Source organism: Glutamicibacter sp. NPDC087673 (genome assembly GCF_044743255.1).
In the GTDB taxonomy this organism is placed as follows: domain Bacteria; phylum Actinomycetota; class Actinomycetes; order Actinomycetales; family Micrococcaceae; genus Glutamicibacter.
In genome coordinates this window covers 1-15878 of record NZ_JBIUWB010000010.1, presented here as the reverse complement: position 1 = coordinate 15878, position 15878 = coordinate 1, and the positions used below count along the sequence as shown (strand labels likewise).

Sequence of the window (15878 nt, the reverse complement as noted above, 5' to 3'; positions counted from 1 at the left end):
TAGCCTGCTTAATGCGTATCATCTGGCAGACAGCGCACTTCCAGGGCTACAAGAACACGACCGAAAACCGAACACTCACAACCCTGGGATACAGCGCAGTCCCCATCGTGCTTATTGCGCTCATACTCAACATCTTCATCTAACCAGCACACCAAAAAGGGCCGGCCACAAGGCCGGCCCTTTTTCGCGCATCTACTCCACGTCTCCCACAGCCCAGGAACCATCCCGAGGACGCTCCACCAGATCCCATGTCAGCAGATCCGAACGGGGATTAGCCCCTAACCGCACCTGCACCCGCCACACCGCAAAATCAATCCGATCAGCAGCCCCCTTCTTGATTCTGAACGAGTGATCTTCCCACCAATTCACCCGCCCAAAATGACGGCCCGGCTCAACCGCGACCTGCCAGACACGGCCGCCGCGCCGAATCTTCCAAGGCACACCGGCCGCCGTAAAACGCACCTCAACAAATTCGTCAGACATAACGAGCCAAGGCTACGCCCTGGCACAGACAAAAGGACGGCCGCACGCGGCCGACCTATCCCCTACCCCACTCTTTCGTACCTCGTTCCTGGCGCTCCATCATGCCTGGCCGGCCGCTGCGCGCAAGGGCTACGCCCCGGCTCCTCCGAGATTTTCCGGGCGCGGTCGCAAGCTCCCTTATCCCGCCCAGAAATTCTCTCCCCCACCGCCCTACGGGTTGCACTACGCGGCCTTATGCCAGGAATGCTCCGCTTATCAGGAACGAGGTGATCAACCGAGCATCTCATTTAGCCCTAATAGTACTTTTGGAGGTACATCTCATGGCACGCAAGATCAAGAACACCAAGACCGCCGACCAGCGCCGCGCCGAAGCCGAAGCGATGCAGGCCAAAATCGCTGAACAGGTCGAGCAGCTGCGCAACAGCGACGCATGGATTAACTACCTGAATTTCGCCCAAGCCTTCCACCGCTACAGCGTAGGAAACCTACTGCTGATCATGGCCCAGTGCCCAGGAGCAACCCACGTCGCCGGATACCGCACCTGGCAGAACCTCGGCCGCCAGGTACGCAAGGGAGAAACCGGCATCCGCATTTTCGGCGGCCGCAACGTCAAATGGACGGCAGAAGACGAGCAGACCGGAGAAGAAAAGGAGCACAGCGCGGTGCGCTTCTTCCCCGTGAGCGTTTTCGACATGGCCCAGACCGATCTAATCGACCCCGAAGCCGAAGACCCCAGCACCATCGCCCACAAGCTCACCGGCGACGACCCCCAGGGCATCACCCAGGCAGTGACCGACTATCTCACCGGCCAAGGCTGGACTGTCACCCGCGAGCCGATCAGCGACAGCACCAACGGCTACACCACCACGGACGGCAGCCGCCAGGTAGTCATCGACACCGCACTACCACCAGCACAGGCAGCCAAAACCGCACTGCACGAAGCCGCCCACGTGATCCTACACAGCACCGAAGAAGCCGCCGAATACATCGAGCACCGGGGCACCAAGGAAACCGAAGCCGAGAGCGTGGCCTACATCGTCGCCGGAATCCTCGGACTGGACACCAGCGCCTACAGCATCGGCTACGTCGCCGGATGGAGCCAAGGAGACACCGAAATGATCAAGAACACCGCCGCCCGAGTCCTCAAAGCAGCACACCTACTAGCCGAAGCCATCACCGAGCCGGAAGAAACCCAAGAAGCCGCCTAAAAACCTCAACTAATAGTACTATTACCGTTGCTTTTTGGTGGTGGTAATAGTACTATTGGAGTTAGGAAGCAAAAGGGATGAAATGGAAAGAGGTTCGACGTGAATCGCGAGAAGAAGGTGTCACTAGCCGGAAAGCTCCACTTGGTTATTTCACTGCTTTGCGTGCCAGTGGCATTGGGTGCAATCGTGGCGCTCCATTATGAAATGATTTCACGGCTGAGCATGTGGTCAATTTTCCTGGCCTGCATGCTTGTTTCACGCATAGAGTTCAAGAAGTTCCAGAAAGCTTTGGTGCGCCACCGCGCACTCGACGGCGAATGAGAACGCTGACGAGAAGGAAGCGTGGAGAATAGTACTATTGCCGTTGCTTTTTAGTAGCGGTAATAGTACTATTAGAGTTAGAAGAGAAAGCAAGAAGGAAGGAAACCCCCATGAACAAGGCAATTTTCATCTACGACCAGCAGGCAGTGTTCGGCCCTAGCGAAGAGCATCGCGCCAATGCAATGCAGTTCCGGCAGGCACTCGGCTTAGGTGTACTGGGATCGCTCGGCGCTAGCGAACTCACCGCAGTGCCAGGAGCGCACCAGTGCGGCGGCCTGCTGTTCACCGCCCGAGTCCTGCCGATGACCAAGCGGGGCACGCGCGGCACGCGGCCCCGCAACATGGGCATCATGGTCAGCCTGACCCCCGCTGATGAAATCGAGATTGAAGCCCGAGAAATCGCACGCGGCACAGAGCACGCAAAAATCGAGGGGATCGCCATCGAGCAGCTACAGCGCGCAGCCCTGGCCATCGACTATGGCGGCACCGAAGTACTGAACCCGCGCTACTGGACGAACTGACACCAAAAGTACTATTACCACCATCGGTGGCAATAGTACTATAAGCGTTACAGGAGAATGAACGATGCTCACCATTGAGCAGATCGAGAGCATGGCCGCCGAGACCATCCGCGGCATCGCGCCAGAGCGTCGTGCGGAGATGGCAGAGGAAACGCGCAAGCGCTACCATGGCCCCGCCGATGGCGCAGCGGCAGTGATCGACCTTATGCAGAACATTGCAGCGGCTCGACGCTATCCGACGAAATGACGGCACTAACAGTACTGTTACCGTTGCTTTATGCCACCGGTAATAGTACTATTGGAGTTATAAGGAAGGGGGGGGCATGGACTCCGAAATCACCGTTTGCACCAAGCCCTCGTGCGCGCAGTGCAACGCTACCTATCGAGCACTGGACAAGAAAGGGATCAAGTACCGAAAGGTCGACATATCTACCGATGCGAAAGCATTGGACTACGTGCGCAGCCTGGGCTACATGCAAGCGCCCGTAGTGGTGACAGTCAATGATCACTGGTCGGGCTTTAGGCCGGATAAGATCGAATCTCTCTAGCCTTGGTAGTACTATAAGAACATACCCCTAACAGTACTTTTAGAGTTGTTAGTACTGTTACCACTATTGGAGGTAAGAACATGAACGCAGAGATCATCGCCCTGGCGAATCAAAAGGGCGGCGTCGGGAAATCAACCACAACGGTTAACCTGGCGCGTGCCGCCGTTCGGCGTGGCTTGCGTGTTCTGGTTGTTGACCTGGACCCCCAGGGAAATCTAACCGACGCGCTGGCCGCCGAGCCGGTATCAGATGACCAGGTGGGCCTAGCTGACGTACTGAGCGCCCGAGCCGACGAAGTACTCTCAGATGTTATCGTGCCGTCGATCTGGGCAGGCGTGGACATTGCGCCAACCGCAGGCGACACCTTGGCATCCGTGGGCGAGGAACTGATCACCACGGGAGCCGGCCGGGAATCGAAGCTGCGCAAAGCACTGGCAGAAGTCTCCGACCGGTACGACCTCATTTTGGTGGATTGTGCTCCTAGTTTGGATCAGCTCACCATCAACGGCCTGACAGCAGCCCATAAGGTGCTGATCGTTACGCAATCCAAGAAGTGGAGCCTTGACGGGCTGGCCAAGCTCCTTCGCACCATTGAGAGCGTGCGGGAGCACTATAACCAGGGCTTGCAGGTGGCCGGTGTCCTGGTGAACCAGCACGAAGGCCGAACTATTGCAGGGCAAACCTGGCTTGACGAGCTGCACGCGGCCGCCGAAGCCCGAAACTTTAGGGTGCTTACCCCGCCAGTTCCGAAGCGCGTAGTCATCGCAGATGCTACCGAAGCATCAGTAGCCCTCGATGAATGGGGGAGCGCCGAAGCGATGGAGCTAAGCGAGATGTACGCCGATCACCTCACCACTATCCAAGGAGCTAAGTAGCTATGGCAGGCCGACCAGCAGCCCGAAAATCGAATCTGGCAGGAACTAGCCCGGTAAATCCTGTGCCAGCCGCAGCCGCCGAGCCACGGCAGGACGAACCTAAAAAGGCCGTCAAGGCTGCCCCCACAGTGTCGAAGCCAGCCGCCGAAGAATCGGTAAAAAAGCGTAAGTACCCGCATAAAGTGTCGTTCTATCAGGACATGAGTGACACGGACCGGGTACGCGGAGCCATCTTGCACACGATGATTTCAGAGGGCAACCGCAATCTCTCGCAGTTCATTCACAAGGCAGTGATGAAGGAAGTAGAGCGCCTGGAAGCCGAATACAACGGTGGCCAGCCCTGGCCAGCTGTGAAAGCCAACGACATGCCCAAGGGCGCAGCAGCCCACGGAGAAAAGGAAGACTAATGCGCAAAACCGTAGTGCGATAGAAAGAACGTTCATGCGCCTGAGCGACTTGCCACTATTGCCGATTCTATTCTTCGTTCTCGGGGCTGCCGTTGTCGTCTTGGCTAATAAGCAACTAAAGCCGGAAACGCACGATACGCGTTGGGTGTACGTGATGCTTGCCGGTGCAATCATTTGCCTGATATCAGCTGTTTATGCCTGGTTGTAACTCGCGCGCATGGCTTCAAAGATCCGTGCACAACCCAAGATCGCATAACGCTGGGTAACTTAGGTACCGCAACTTTTGGGCTGTGTGCGGTCGGTCGATTGGTTCCTGCTGTCCATGATGTGTGCGAGAAAAGCAGCGGAGCGGGAGGGCTTTTTTCGTGCCCATGTGGGCAGGAGGCTACACGCATAACTCGGTATCTCGAGGCTGGTTTCCTACCGTCCGATGCCCGACCTTTAACTAACTGAAAATCAGGAGAAAACCAATGACCCGCGATGCTTCAGAAATCTACGATGACCTCAAAACCTTAGCTAACGAGCTGGAAGACCTCGCCGCTAGTGGGCGTATCACCATGAGCACCGACTCATGGAACAAGGACTACCCCGACACGAAACAGGCCGTCGCTCAAGCCCTGGCCGCGCTGCAACAAGCGATCAACGCTACCTGCTGGATGGAAACCCTGCCCTCGCCAGTACCTACCGGAAAAGAACCCGACCAGGGAACCCGCTAAAAGGAACAAGCCGTGTAGGTTGGAGCCATGACAGGCTGGCACGTATCACGACACCCAGAATGGGACATGATGTACGCGGCCGGCCTGACCGTGCGAGAAATCGCTGACCGATGCCACGCAATCGTGGCTACCGTCCACCTACACCTACAGGTGCGAGAAAAATATTCACCAGGACTACGGGCAACGCACGAAGCAGCGCTAGCACGTCGTGACCCTGACCGGCCCACCACTTCGTGGCGCAGACGGCTCGATGAAGTCCTGGCATTCCATGCCACCCACCAGCGGCTGCCCAGCAGCCAGGGAGAAGCCCAAGAAAAGTCACTGGCAGAGTGGGTAGCCAGCCAACGCATCTCCTACCAACAGGGCAAGATGGCAGCGACGAAGATCATCTTGCTGGATCAGCTGCCCAACTGGAACGTTAACCTGCATCAGCAACGCTTAGACGAGACATGGAAAGCCAAACTAGCCGCTGTAGTTGACTATGTGACAGCCACCGGCAGTCTGCCTCGATACAGGAACTACACCACCGAGCACGAACGTAGTCTGGGCGTGTGGCTGCACAACCAGCACCAGAAGCGCACCGCAGGAACCCTAACCGAATGGCGCAAGGCAGCGTTAGATGATGCCGTCTCATCCTGGCACAGCCGCGGCTGAACACCGCATGCACCGCACCAAAGCCGATGAATTGCGTTCTAGACAGCAGGGCCGATGAAGAAGCCTAGACTTAGGCATCGTGGGCCACTGAAGATCAGCGGCCCACGCGTTACTTGTCTAGAACAGATCGCCAGCCATACGCGGCTTGCGATCTTTGGCTGTTTTAGGCCACTGAACGCCCATTTCTTCCAATTCATCCATGTTCAAAAGTGGGCCGTCCAAGACGTTTTCTAAAAGATCCGCTTGCTGATCTTCAAGATGTACCAAATGAGTCAAGACAGCCAACAACTCCGAGAATTCACGCGACCACTGACTTGGCCAGTTAGTCGTGACCAAATCATTCAATGGCGAAGTTCGTTTTCCCTTAGGCCTTTTCTGGCGATATCCCACCCACGACTCGATGACGGAAACTCCACCGATGGTGTAAGACCAGACGCGCGGATCAACGTTCGACCACAAGCCAGACCCCAACGAAATCGAGCGGGTAAGCGGCTCATAGTTCACGGTTTCAGGCATAGCGCTACCTACCGCCACATCATAAGAAGGCAACGACGCAGAAGTGACAGTCTCGAGAACGCTAGATGCTCCGTTAGGGGCGGTTCCCCGCTCTGCATATGTGTATAGCCAGATAATAAGCTGACCGAGCGTTATGGCTTTATCCCAAAGTTCAAGATTAGCTGTGATCGGTAGGCGATTTGATCCGAACTTTAGGTCTTCTTCAAAGCGCGAGACATAGCCAGGATGAGAAGAAATCGCAGCTGAGTATTTAGCAAGATCCTCCACAGAGATTGGCTTTTCGAGTTTCTCAGACAGAGCATCTAACAGACCGGGTGCAACATTGGCCGATCTATCAGGATGATAGACAGGTATGATCCGGCCGCCTTCACTTCCCTTGAAGAAGTGCATGTCAGGAACTAATGCGGAAAATGATAGTCCAGGCCCCTTCTTTACAGGATGTGCATGGAACTCACTCATGAAAATTTGCGTTTGAGAACGCGCAGCCCACAAATCGGGGCTAGCGCGGTGCAGTAAGCGGCTGTCAGCGATAATGTACTGTCGGTCAAAGGAGCGGTACCCCACAGGAACGATAGCTGGCGTGTGAGGCCAGGACACAGAATCGAAGGCATCTTGGGTGTGTTGCTCTGTGTCGTACCCATCCAACGGAATCTTTTTAGTCAGATGTAGTCCTGTACTGCTGGTCTCTTTAAACTTAATAGCCTTGATCTCTTTGTTGCCTTCAAGAATCAGATCGTTCCACCGCTGCTCTAGGATCTCTTTGCTCGGATTGTAGACCCACGTCTTGTTCGGCTTAACGCCAGGGGCGGCCCACGGGAAAAGGTCATTCAACGCCGGGTACGAAGCCCAGTCTTCCCCGGCCGATGGCACGAATCCGTCAGTCCAGTTAGAACCGGCAAGGATGAAGGATGCATCTTCAAGCTTCAACTGAGACAGTGCCTCGAATTTATCCTTACGCAGTCCATGCAGCTCAGTGTATTTAATCTCTGCTGGCACGGACTGATCATTAGCTTGGTCACGAATGAACAGAGCGATTGACACGGGGGTTTCAATATTGAACACTGCCGTATTAGCCGGTGGCTGCTTGCCCTCGGGCGTGAGGTTGATAATCCACCCTCGGGAGGTGTTCTGCCGAATCCATTGGCGCATGCCCTTGAACCCAGGGCCGTTCAGATAGCCGGTAGCGGTAATGAAGCAGACAACGCCATGGTGGCTTGCTGGTGTGCTTTCAAAGACCTTCCACATCGCCCAGCGCCAAAAGTACACATACAGATTTTTCAGTACGTACTCGAATTTTCCGTTGCCGGGTAATCGGAAATCGTCCAAGGGTGTCTTGGCTCGGTTTGGATCTCCGTGCTCGATCCATCCGCCCATGCCCTCAGATTTGTCTTTGTATGGAGGGTTGCCGATGCATACCTGGATAGGAGTCTCGACTTTCATCTTGTTAGCCCGTTGGCGCTGTTCAGCGATCAATTGCAGCGTGTAGCTCAGTTGACGCGACGAACCAGACTTTGGATCTTCTAGAGTGTCGGCAACATAAAGGTTCAATCCACCATCAGGAAGCGAGCCGCCATAGTCGCGGATTGCTTGAGTAAGGCGTAGCTCAGCGACAGAGAACGGCCCGGATTGAAGTTCGATCCCGTACAGCCGCTGTGCCGCAGAGGTCACGGCATCGCTGACAGCACCGCGACCATATTTCGATGAGTTTTCTGCGACCTGGCGAAGTACCGACAACGGGTACGTTCCGGTACCCATCGCCGGATCGATGACCGCAACAGAATCAGCCGATAAGCCGTCGGGTGTGTTCAGGTATTTCTTGAGTGCTTCGTCAGTTAATCGAGTCATCGAATCGACCACTTCAACCGGAGTATAGAACGAACCGGATTGCTTGCGGCGCTCAGGGTTATAAGCGCTCAGGAAATGCTCGTAGAGATGCAGATAAACATCTTGGCGGCCTTGAGAAATATGCTGCCAACGCGCAGCAGAGAGTGCCCGCACAATGGTTTCGATCGCTAATCCCACCGTTGACTCAGCAACGTGCTCGGTCAGCAGATCCAGCGCACGCCCTAGCAATGTGTGGTTAGCCTGCAATCGCTTGGCTATTTCAGGGATCTTTAGGCCTTCAAGTTCGATTCCTTCAGACAAACCAACAACGAGTGCGAAAACGACAGTTTGAGCGAACCCATCAGCGAATTCTTCGTCAGTGGCACGTGGATATAAGCTTGCGCGCCAGTCGCGGTGCAAACCAATGAATGGGCGCAAAGATGGATCGAGGTTGTTCGCTTTAGCGAAACGGCGGTCTGCCTTCAGTGATTCCAATACTTCTTCCCGCAGCAACACTGCCAGGGGAGCGATGGTGTCCACGAGCCGACCCACGGACGTGATCGGTGTAGGAGTCCAAGTAAGGAAGTTTGTGATCAGTGGCAAGAATGATGCAGGCGCAGTCAGTTTGCCCTTGTGCGTTGCCAGGCTTGGAGTATGCAGTGTGGAATCAGCAATCAATTCCCCGTAGCGCCATAAGCGCCAGTCAGTGCCGTTTGTATGTAGCAAGTTAGGAAGATTGCGAAGTCGCTGCCACTGCCGGGCATTATGTGTGGTTTTGGCGTAGGTCGAAGGATCTAATGACGTACCAGGCTTCTTTAGTTCGACATGACCTGTCATGAGGCCACCAACTCTTGCCCCATAATCAGGACGAACCGTGCCGGAATCCTCGCGCACCTCTTTATGCATCACGGTTTTAAGACCAAGAAGATCAGTAGAAATACCAGTGATTAGTTCCGTGACCGGCTGCGACAATGCAGCTTCCGGTTCACCGGGGCCGTTGAGCAAGTCCTTTGCCAAGGAACCGTACTTTTCTACCAAGTCAGCGAGTTTAACCATAGATCAAACAATACTGCTGTTAGTCGCTGGATAAAGCAGTAAGTTGTGTGTAAAGAGCGCATCATTTGCTCGATACACCAAGCGAAAGTTGAGAACATGAGCCAGAAGCAATTACCGGACCTCGGCAACGCAGAGGAATATCTCGAAGAAACAACGAAGAAACTCGAACTTGCTACGAAGGAATTCGTGCAAGCCACGGAGTTAAGGAAAGCTTTGGATCAAGCGGGTGTTCTGAATCCAGAAGACCTGAAAAGACTGCAGGATGAAGCAGTAACGGCAGCGGCGGCCAGTCAGGGAAAAGCGGCACAGGAGGTCGCGAAAGCACAAAAAGTGGTTTTAGAAGCGTATGAGGGAATAGGTTCAAACAGGCCTAGATCGCAGAAATTGGAGGAAATACGAGACAGAGCAGTTGCGGCTCTGACGAAGCTACCACCACCGAAGGATGACAGCCCGAAGTATGACAGGAAGAAAGTGCCATGGGTTCTTATCGCTCTATGGATCGTTGGCATCGTCGTATTGTCCCTGATCTTTTTTATCCCAACTGGGAAAGGCAAGGTAATTGCAGGGCTGGTAATTGCTGCGATTGGTCAGGTTGTCGAGTCTGCTAAAAAAGCTGACGATGTGCAATCGAACCCTAGATTGACGGATGGTTTGGCGTTGTTTGGTGAGAGCGTTAAGATTCTCGGCGCTGTGACAGTAATAATCGGTGTTGTCGCTGAAATTTAACAGAAGGCGCGATCTTTCGGGTGGTTAAGGCCAAGTCACTTGGATTGGGTCTCTGATATCCAGCTTTTCATTCTAGAAGACATCGCTACCTTGCGAATGTTGAGAGGTGGAGTCGCAAAGGCAAAGATTTACCACAAACGGTCGTTTTTGGGATGAAGAAAACCGCCGTTCGATCAATCGCTCGAACGGGAGTTTCTCAACGTTTTCGGTTTCCCGAAACTCTGAACCGAAAGCTCGTGGCCCAGAACGGGGATCATAGCGTTTCGGGAAGATTCCTTGAGTTGCACTAGGGATTGAATAGTCGCATTTCGAGGCAGTCGGAGCGTTCTGCTTCGGGCAGGTGTTCCACGACATTGTTGATCAGTTCTAAGTATTCTCGGTACTCCGATGGAGTCCACCAGGCTTTGTCAGGCCAGCCAATGGAAGCAGCGACCTTCCTGTCTAGAATGAGATGGCGCATTTTCTTGCTATCCGTGGGGCCAGCTGCGAAGTACAAAAGCTTGGTGAAGAAGGCTGGGCCTAGACCTTTGAGTCTGTGCTGCTCACGTGTCCAGAAGGATCGGTAGGCATCTTCCGATTCGACGTTCGAGTCTTTGGCGAGCATGATTCCGCCGAGGAGTTTTCCTCCAACGTCCGGTTCGCTCAATGTTGGAATTCGACGGTAGATATCCCGGGCTTTGGCGCCAGCGCCCCATGAACAGACCGCGACGTAGAAGTTGACCGCATCTTGTGCAGTTTCCACCTTGGTACCCAGAGTGAATAGGTCGCCTCGGTTGAGGGCAAGTCGCCCTTTGCTATCCTTTTCTCCGCTTTGGAGGATGGAAGGAATGCCCGGCATGTTTTCGTCCCACCGGTTCAACCAGTGCCGAGGGTAGAACAGGATAGCGTGGTTCTCGACCTCTGAGACAGTGGGTATACCCTTGCCATTGCGTAGGAGGTCTGCAATTTCGGCGGCGGTCTTTCTTGTTCTGGCCAAGATCCAGCTCCAGTCGTGGAAAGGTTGTGTCGTATGCTGCTCAGCGTAGTCTATTGCACCGACGAGTGACCTGGACTCTAGAACAGTATGCAAGGTGAAGAAACGCTATAACCCTTGTCGATCACCGGTTGGTTATGGAAGCTCTTTGATCCGTCGGTACAGTGTTGCGCGGGACATTCCCATGTCTTTGGCGACTTGGGTTGCTGGCTCTCCTGCCTGGATGAGTTTCGCTGCGGTGCGGATCTGCGAGTCGGTGAAGGTGGGGCGGCGGCCACCGAGGTCGCCGCCAGTAGTGCGGCGTTTGTTCACGGAGTCGGTGATCCTTTCGCGCTTGATCTCCAGCTCCATCTGCGCGAGGGCGGCCATGACGGTGAAGACCATGGCACCCATGGGCGTTTTGGTGTCCACGTCGCCGCCGCCGAGATTCAACACCCGCAATCCGATATTGCGCTCACGAAGCTCTTCGGCTAATTCGAGCATTTTCTGGGTGGAGCGCCCCAGCCGGTCCAAGGTGGTGATGACGAGGGTGTCATCTGGATGCAACGCGTTGAGAGCTTTATCGAGCCCGGAGCGTTTGGCCAATGCACCTGAGAGACCATGGTCGATGTAGAGGTCATCGCGGCGGACTCCGGCCGCAAGAAGATCCTGGATTTGCCGGTCAGCGTCTTGGGCTTTGGTTGATACGCGGGCGTATCCGATCAGTTTCGTCATCAGGCCTTCGAAAGTGTCTCGCAACTAATGGTGTTGACACTATTCTATGACATCAGTTGAAACACATAGTTGCGAGAATTTAGGACCAGTGAGTTTGCGAGGATTTTCAGCTGGGGGAGTGGCGAGTGATGAGACGTCTCGCAACCTATGGGTTGTAAGACGCATGCGTGTATTGAATTCGGGCTCGCATCCTGCTCTTTTGGTCAGATTTGGCAACCTTGTTTTTTTGGGGAGGCGTTTCAAAGTGGCCCATGACGGGCTTTACCTCGGCGCAGAAGTCTCGATTACGCAATCCCTAGAATTCGAAAGGAAGGAAAGTACCGCGAAGCCGCGCTTTTGCCGTGTGGCATTTTTTGGACGCGCCCTAGCTGCGCACTCAGTGTGCTAGTTCGCTTAAGAGGAGAGCATGCGAGGTCGGTGGTTTATTTCTAAACGTATTTTGTGATGCTTGACACCCCTGATCGTAAACGATAGTCTCCTCCTATCTATCCATCAGAGAAAGTTATTATCAATAAGGTTCTCAAGTTAGTGGCGGCTACGGCATCGGCTGTTGGGCTTCTGGCAGGTGGAGCCCTTGTGGCTGCACCCGCAGCGAATGCTGCGACTGCTTGTTCCGCGAATGGTGTACTTGTCGATGATCGTGGCTGGCTTCCAAATAGCCATAAGGCTACCGGTCGTTGCAGCAAGATTGACGGCAACAAAAAGGTTCGCATCAGTCTCGATCGGATTGCCGATTTTGATTACCACACCTCATGGTTCACTCGGACTAACACCACTTACAGCACCAACCAGTCGACGTTGACTCGTGGTGCTTACTACACCGTACGCAACGTCTAAATACCAATCGGTTGATGGCCCGCACTGTGAGTCAGTGCGGGCCATCTGTCTGTCCTGAAAGCAGAGTTATGCTGACCGTTGACCATGTTTCACTGACCTACCCAGACGGGCAAGACGTACTTACCGTACTCAAAGACGTCACCTTTGAAGTTCCTAGCGGCCTCACTGCAGTTGTTGGACCTAGCGGAACTGGCAAATCAACCTTACTGAGGGTGATTGCTGGCCTTCAGATCGCTGACCAAGGCACGGTATGCGTCGGAGAATATTGCATTGATTCTTCCAAGCATGATGCTGGAACTGCGCAGTCTATTTATGTTCCCCAGGATTTTCAGCTCGTACCTTTTCTCTCAGCTGCGGAGAATCTGCAACTTGCAGCCGAGATGCGTGGACGCAACGTCAACGATCCAGAGATCCTGCTAAAAATTGTCGGTCTGCAGGGTCTAGCCAAGCGGGTACCTGAAGAACTTTCCGGAGGACAGCAACAACGCCTGGCTCTTGCACGCGCTCTAACGGTCCAAGCTCCCGTGCTCTTGCCCGATGAACCGACAGGGTCTCTGGATAATGAGACGAGTCAAGGTATCGCCGCTCTTCTCAGGGAAATCGCACACAGTGATCAGCGATGCGTGATTGTCGCTACGCACGATTCAGCACTTGTTGATGTCGCAGATGCAGTACTTTCCATTCAGTCGGGCAAGGTGCAAAAAATTCGATGACGAAGATCTTCACTCCTCGACATTTAGCGATCCGGATCGGCCGTTACTACTGGCGATCGCTCATCCCTTTGCTTATATGCGCATTCGTATTCTCAGTAGCTCTCAGTTCAATATCGATTGCCAAATCTTCGGTAGAAAATGCCGCCGCTACAGGTGTTGCTTCCCATTTCACCAATATGCAGCATCTAATGCAGCCCACCACCACGGAAAGTCTTCAGGCAGGGACAGAGGTCACTGGGTGGTCCCCAATATCTGATTCCAGTGCGTCCTTCAGTACGGACGCAAAGCTGGTTCAAGGAGACGTGCGTTCCTATGAGGATTCGGAACTATCCTTCGGACAACTCATCGAGGGAGCCTCGCCTGAAGAGTCTGGACAGATCCTGCTGCCAGTTGGGATTGCCAATGATCTGGGATTAGCCGTCGGAGATACTGTATCTGTCCAAATAGCAGACAATAAATCTTTTGCCGCTAAGATCAGTGGCCTGGTCCAGGACTCAGCGAAAATCGATGATAAACAGGCCTATCTGCTTACTTCGGTTGCCCTGCCCGAAATTAGCGGGTTCCTCAGCGAAACTGATCCCTTCCTTGACACTTCGACAACATCCTTATTCGAGCAAAAATTGTTCACTTACAATTCTCTGGAATCACTGAAGAAAAAAACCATCGCTGATGCTTCTGCGACATATTTCCCGCAAGCAGGTACTTTGCTTACTGGACTATGGCTGGCGTATCTGATCGTTCTGGGGCTTGGCGTATCAGTTCTCATGCGAGCTCTCAAAGCGCCTTTGAGAGGGCTGGCTTCTTCTGGAGTTACCGCTCGTCAACGAACTACGCTGATACTGCTTCTATTGGGAACATCTGTGGCGGTCGCTTCCCTATTGGGAATATTCACTTCGATAGCCGGGCTTTGGATCGGTCGAAACGCAGTGTCCAGCATATTTTTACAAGCGTGGTCTGGCGTTAGTCTCAACGCAACTTTGATCCTTCTTCCTGTATCTTCGGTGCTGCTAGCGGCAACCATCGGAGCTCGCCCCAAATATCGTCATGGGTCTTCCCGAATCCAGGACTTGGCTCTACGCCTCGGTTTTGATCAGACCCGTGGAGCAGTTCTGACCTCAACGGTCCTCATAGTACTTTCTGGACTGGCGATCCTCGCTGCGGCACAAAGGATGATTCCGCCGGAATCAGCGGTCTTTATCGTAGTGACCGCCTTCGCGGTTTTTCCTTGGGCTTTTTCGTCTCTACTACGTCGCTTTCTGCTCCCTCCTGCGCTAAGAAAGGCTACGAAGGCTGCCGCCGCGCTGACTTTATGCTTTGCTTTATTTGTTTCAACTTTGCTGGCCATGTCAGTCGCCTTTACAGCGCGTGCGGTGCACGATGAACGTACCGCAACGGTGCATCAATCGCCGACGCTTCCTGCCGGCAGCATGGCGCTGGATTCTATTCCTGCGGATCAGGCAGACGCTGTCACCCAACGCTACTTAGAAAAAGGCGGGATCCCGCCAACCCGCTATTCTCTTCCTTTGGAAGATGTGGCTGATACTCGTATTACAAGCCCCGAAATTGCCTTGTGTATGAGTGAAAACGATGAAGCTGATCCTTTTATCGCCGGTGATTTGTGTGGTTTAGAACCAGTACTCCGGTACGTTGTGCTCTCTGCGGACAGCACAGAGACAGTTCGAGTCTCCAGTGAGCTCACTAATGCTGGCGAAGCAACTTTCCTTTTATTTCAAGCCGGGGAAAGCTTCGCCAGCAAGGAGCTGAGTAGTAGAAATGCATCATCTGATGACTCGCTTGTTCAACCTCTAGCGGGGGCCGTTATTGGGCGAGGTTCCTCGCTTGTGCAAGAGCTGGGTCTAAAGCCTAGCGAACTTCGTCAGCTGGTCTTCACGGATTTTGGGACCTTGGAAGGACGCGAGCGAGCCGAGCTGAGAAGCTACATTGCACGTATTGCTCCGGGCGCGGAAATGGTGGAAATCGAGGCCGATGGGTCCGGGCAGTGGATGAGGTTCCTCATTGTCGTATCTATGGGTGCAGCTTTTTTGGCAACTGTGTGCGTCGTTGCAGGCATAAGATTTGCTCTTTCGTTGATGCGTGAAACGCGTGGAGTGATGAGCTTATTCTCTGCTTCGCAGAGAATAAAAAGACGCCTCACGGCTACCGTCATTGGTTTATGGGTGGCTGCTATTGCCTCAGGTTCTGCCGGTGGACTCTTCGTGGCATGGCTGGTTAGTGCCAAGGACGGGCTAGGCAGTGGGCTCATTTGGGCAATCGCCCCCGGTACTGCACTAGTGGTCCTTGGTATCGGGTGGTTTTATTGGCGTTACGTTCTCAGTAACCGATCGCTAATGCAGGAGCGATATCGTTAGAAAAATTCATTGACCGGGTTCATTTGCGACTGTTAGGTGTATCGATACTCGCGAAATGGGAGTATTTTCGCTACATAGATTGTGGCACTGAGTTTAGCGACGATCTCGCGTCGAAATTCTCTTGAGTTTTCAACTGTCACGAAAATTCTGAGAGATTGCGTTTCGAGCGTGTCAAAAACGACCGTTTTTGGCGTCCGTATAAGGCCCCTTCACCGGGCATTTTCTCGGGCGGGGTATATGGGAATCTGAAATCGTTGAAAACTCGGAGTTTCGAAAACTTAACAAGCCAACGGATCGAGTGTCCCGTATGGCGACCGGCATACGGGACACTCTCAACGAACTCCCCAGAAAGTCACATTGCCTCAGCTGGACGTGCCTATTCTCGAAATTAGATAGTCTGGTGTAATGAAATCACTA

General features: G+C 53.8%; 16 protein-coding genes. 12 read left to right on the top strand and 4 right to left on the bottom strand.

The window, feature by feature from the left end; translation table 11 throughout:
* Positions 1-192 precede the first annotated feature (192 nt).
* Positions 193-483: a hypothetical protein gene (locus ACIOTL_RS17275; RefSeq protein ID WP_400344026.1), complete on the bottom strand. Its 291-nt coding sequence runs from the start codon at positions 481-483 to the stop codon at positions 193-195.
* 320 nt (positions 484-803) lie between these two features.
* Here ACIOTL_RS17275 and ACIOTL_RS17270 point away from each other — a divergent pair, with 320 nt between their 5' ends.
* From ACIOTL_RS17270 to ACIOTL_RS17230, 9 genes are all read left to right on the top strand, one after another.
* Positions 804-1691 (top strand): ArdC-like ssDNA-binding domain-containing protein, encoded by an 888-nt coding sequence (locus tag ACIOTL_RS17270; protein WP_400344025.1) that lies wholly within the window; start codon positions 804-806, stop codon positions 1689-1691.
* Between the two features lie 99 nt (positions 1692-1790).
* On the top strand, positions 1791-2012 hold the full coding sequence (locus ACIOTL_RS17265) for a hypothetical protein (RefSeq protein WP_400344023.1): 222 nt from the start codon (positions 1791-1793) through the stop codon (positions 2010-2012).
* Between the two features lie 110 nt (positions 2013-2122).
* Entirely contained in the window at positions 2123-2533 is a 411-nt protein-coding gene (locus ACIOTL_RS17260; RefSeq protein ID WP_400344020.1) for a hypothetical protein, read from the top strand.
* Between the two features lie 64 nt (positions 2534-2597).
* The gene (locus tag ACIOTL_RS17255; RefSeq protein ID WP_400344018.1) at positions 2598-2780 is read left to right on the top strand and encodes a hypothetical protein; all 183 of its coding nucleotides are present in this window, start codon (positions 2598-2600) and stop codon (positions 2778-2780) included.
* 76 nt (positions 2781-2856) lie between these two features.
* The gene (gene nrdH, locus ACIOTL_RS17250; RefSeq protein ID WP_400344015.1) at positions 2857-3081 is read left to right on the top strand and encodes a glutaredoxin-like protein NrdH; all 225 of its coding nucleotides are present in this window, start codon (positions 2857-2859) and stop codon (positions 3079-3081) included.
* An 80-nt stretch (positions 3082-3161) separates the two neighbouring features.
* Positions 3162-3956 carry a ParA family protein gene (locus ACIOTL_RS17245; RefSeq protein ID WP_400344013.1) on the top strand — a complete coding sequence of 265 codons (795 nt, stop codon included), beginning with the start codon at positions 3162-3164 and terminating at the stop codon, positions 3954-3956.
* Positions 3957-4156: 200 nt separating this feature from the next.
* On the top strand, positions 4157-4363 hold the full coding sequence (locus tag ACIOTL_RS17240) for a hypothetical protein (protein WP_400344012.1): 207 nt from the start codon (positions 4157-4159) through the stop codon (positions 4361-4363).
* Positions 4364-4833: 470 nt separating this feature from the next.
* On the top strand, positions 4834-5079 hold the full coding sequence (locus ACIOTL_RS17235; protein ID WP_400344011.1) for a hypothetical protein: 246 nt from the start codon (positions 4834-4836) through the stop codon (positions 5077-5079).
* A 27-nt stretch (positions 5080-5106) separates the two neighbouring features.
* Positions 5107-5733, top strand: coding sequence for a helicase associated domain-containing protein (locus ACIOTL_RS17230; RefSeq protein ID WP_400344009.1), 627 nt, complete (start codon positions 5107-5109; stop codon positions 5731-5733).
* 117 nt (positions 5734-5850) lie between these two features.
* Here ACIOTL_RS17230 and ACIOTL_RS17225 read toward each other — a convergent pair whose 3' ends face one another.
* Complete coding sequence (locus ACIOTL_RS17225; RefSeq protein ID WP_400344008.1) at positions 5851-9111, bottom strand: type ISP restriction/modification enzyme; 3261 nt, start codon at positions 9109-9111, stop codon at positions 5851-5853.
* Between the two features lie 114 nt (positions 9112-9225).
* On the opposite strand from ACIOTL_RS17225, the gene ACIOTL_RS17220 reads away from it, so the two are divergent.
* Complete coding sequence (locus tag ACIOTL_RS17220) at positions 9226-9855, top strand: hypothetical protein (RefSeq protein WP_400344007.1); 630 nt, start codon at positions 9226-9228, stop codon at positions 9853-9855.
* 286 nt (positions 9856-10141) lie between these two features.
* Here the strand turns inward: ACIOTL_RS17220 and ACIOTL_RS17215 are convergent, their stop codons facing one another.
* Positions 10142-10831 carry a hypothetical protein gene (locus ACIOTL_RS17215; protein WP_400344006.1) on the bottom strand — a complete coding sequence of 230 codons (690 nt, stop codon included), beginning with the start codon at positions 10829-10831 and terminating at the stop codon, positions 10142-10144.
* A gap of 132 nt (positions 10832-10963) precedes the next feature.
* The gene (locus ACIOTL_RS17210; protein WP_400344004.1) at positions 10964-11542 is read right to left on the bottom strand and encodes a recombinase family protein; all 579 of its coding nucleotides are present in this window, start codon (positions 11540-11542) and stop codon (positions 10964-10966) included.
* A 905-nt stretch (positions 11543-12447) separates the two neighbouring features.
* Here ACIOTL_RS17210 and ACIOTL_RS17205 point away from each other — a divergent pair.
* The gene (locus tag ACIOTL_RS17205) at positions 12448-13092 is read left to right on the top strand and encodes an ABC transporter ATP-binding protein (RefSeq protein ID WP_400344002.1); all 645 of its coding nucleotides are present in this window, start codon (positions 12448-12450) and stop codon (positions 13090-13092) included.
* Positions 13089-15461 carry a hypothetical protein gene (locus tag ACIOTL_RS17200; RefSeq protein ID WP_400344001.1) on the top strand — a complete coding sequence of 791 codons (2373 nt, stop codon included), beginning with the start codon at positions 13089-13091 and terminating at the stop codon, positions 15459-15461. The genes ACIOTL_RS17205 and ACIOTL_RS17200 overlap by 4 nt, the downstream gene beginning before the upstream one ends.
* Positions 15462-15878: the final 417 nt, after the last annotated feature.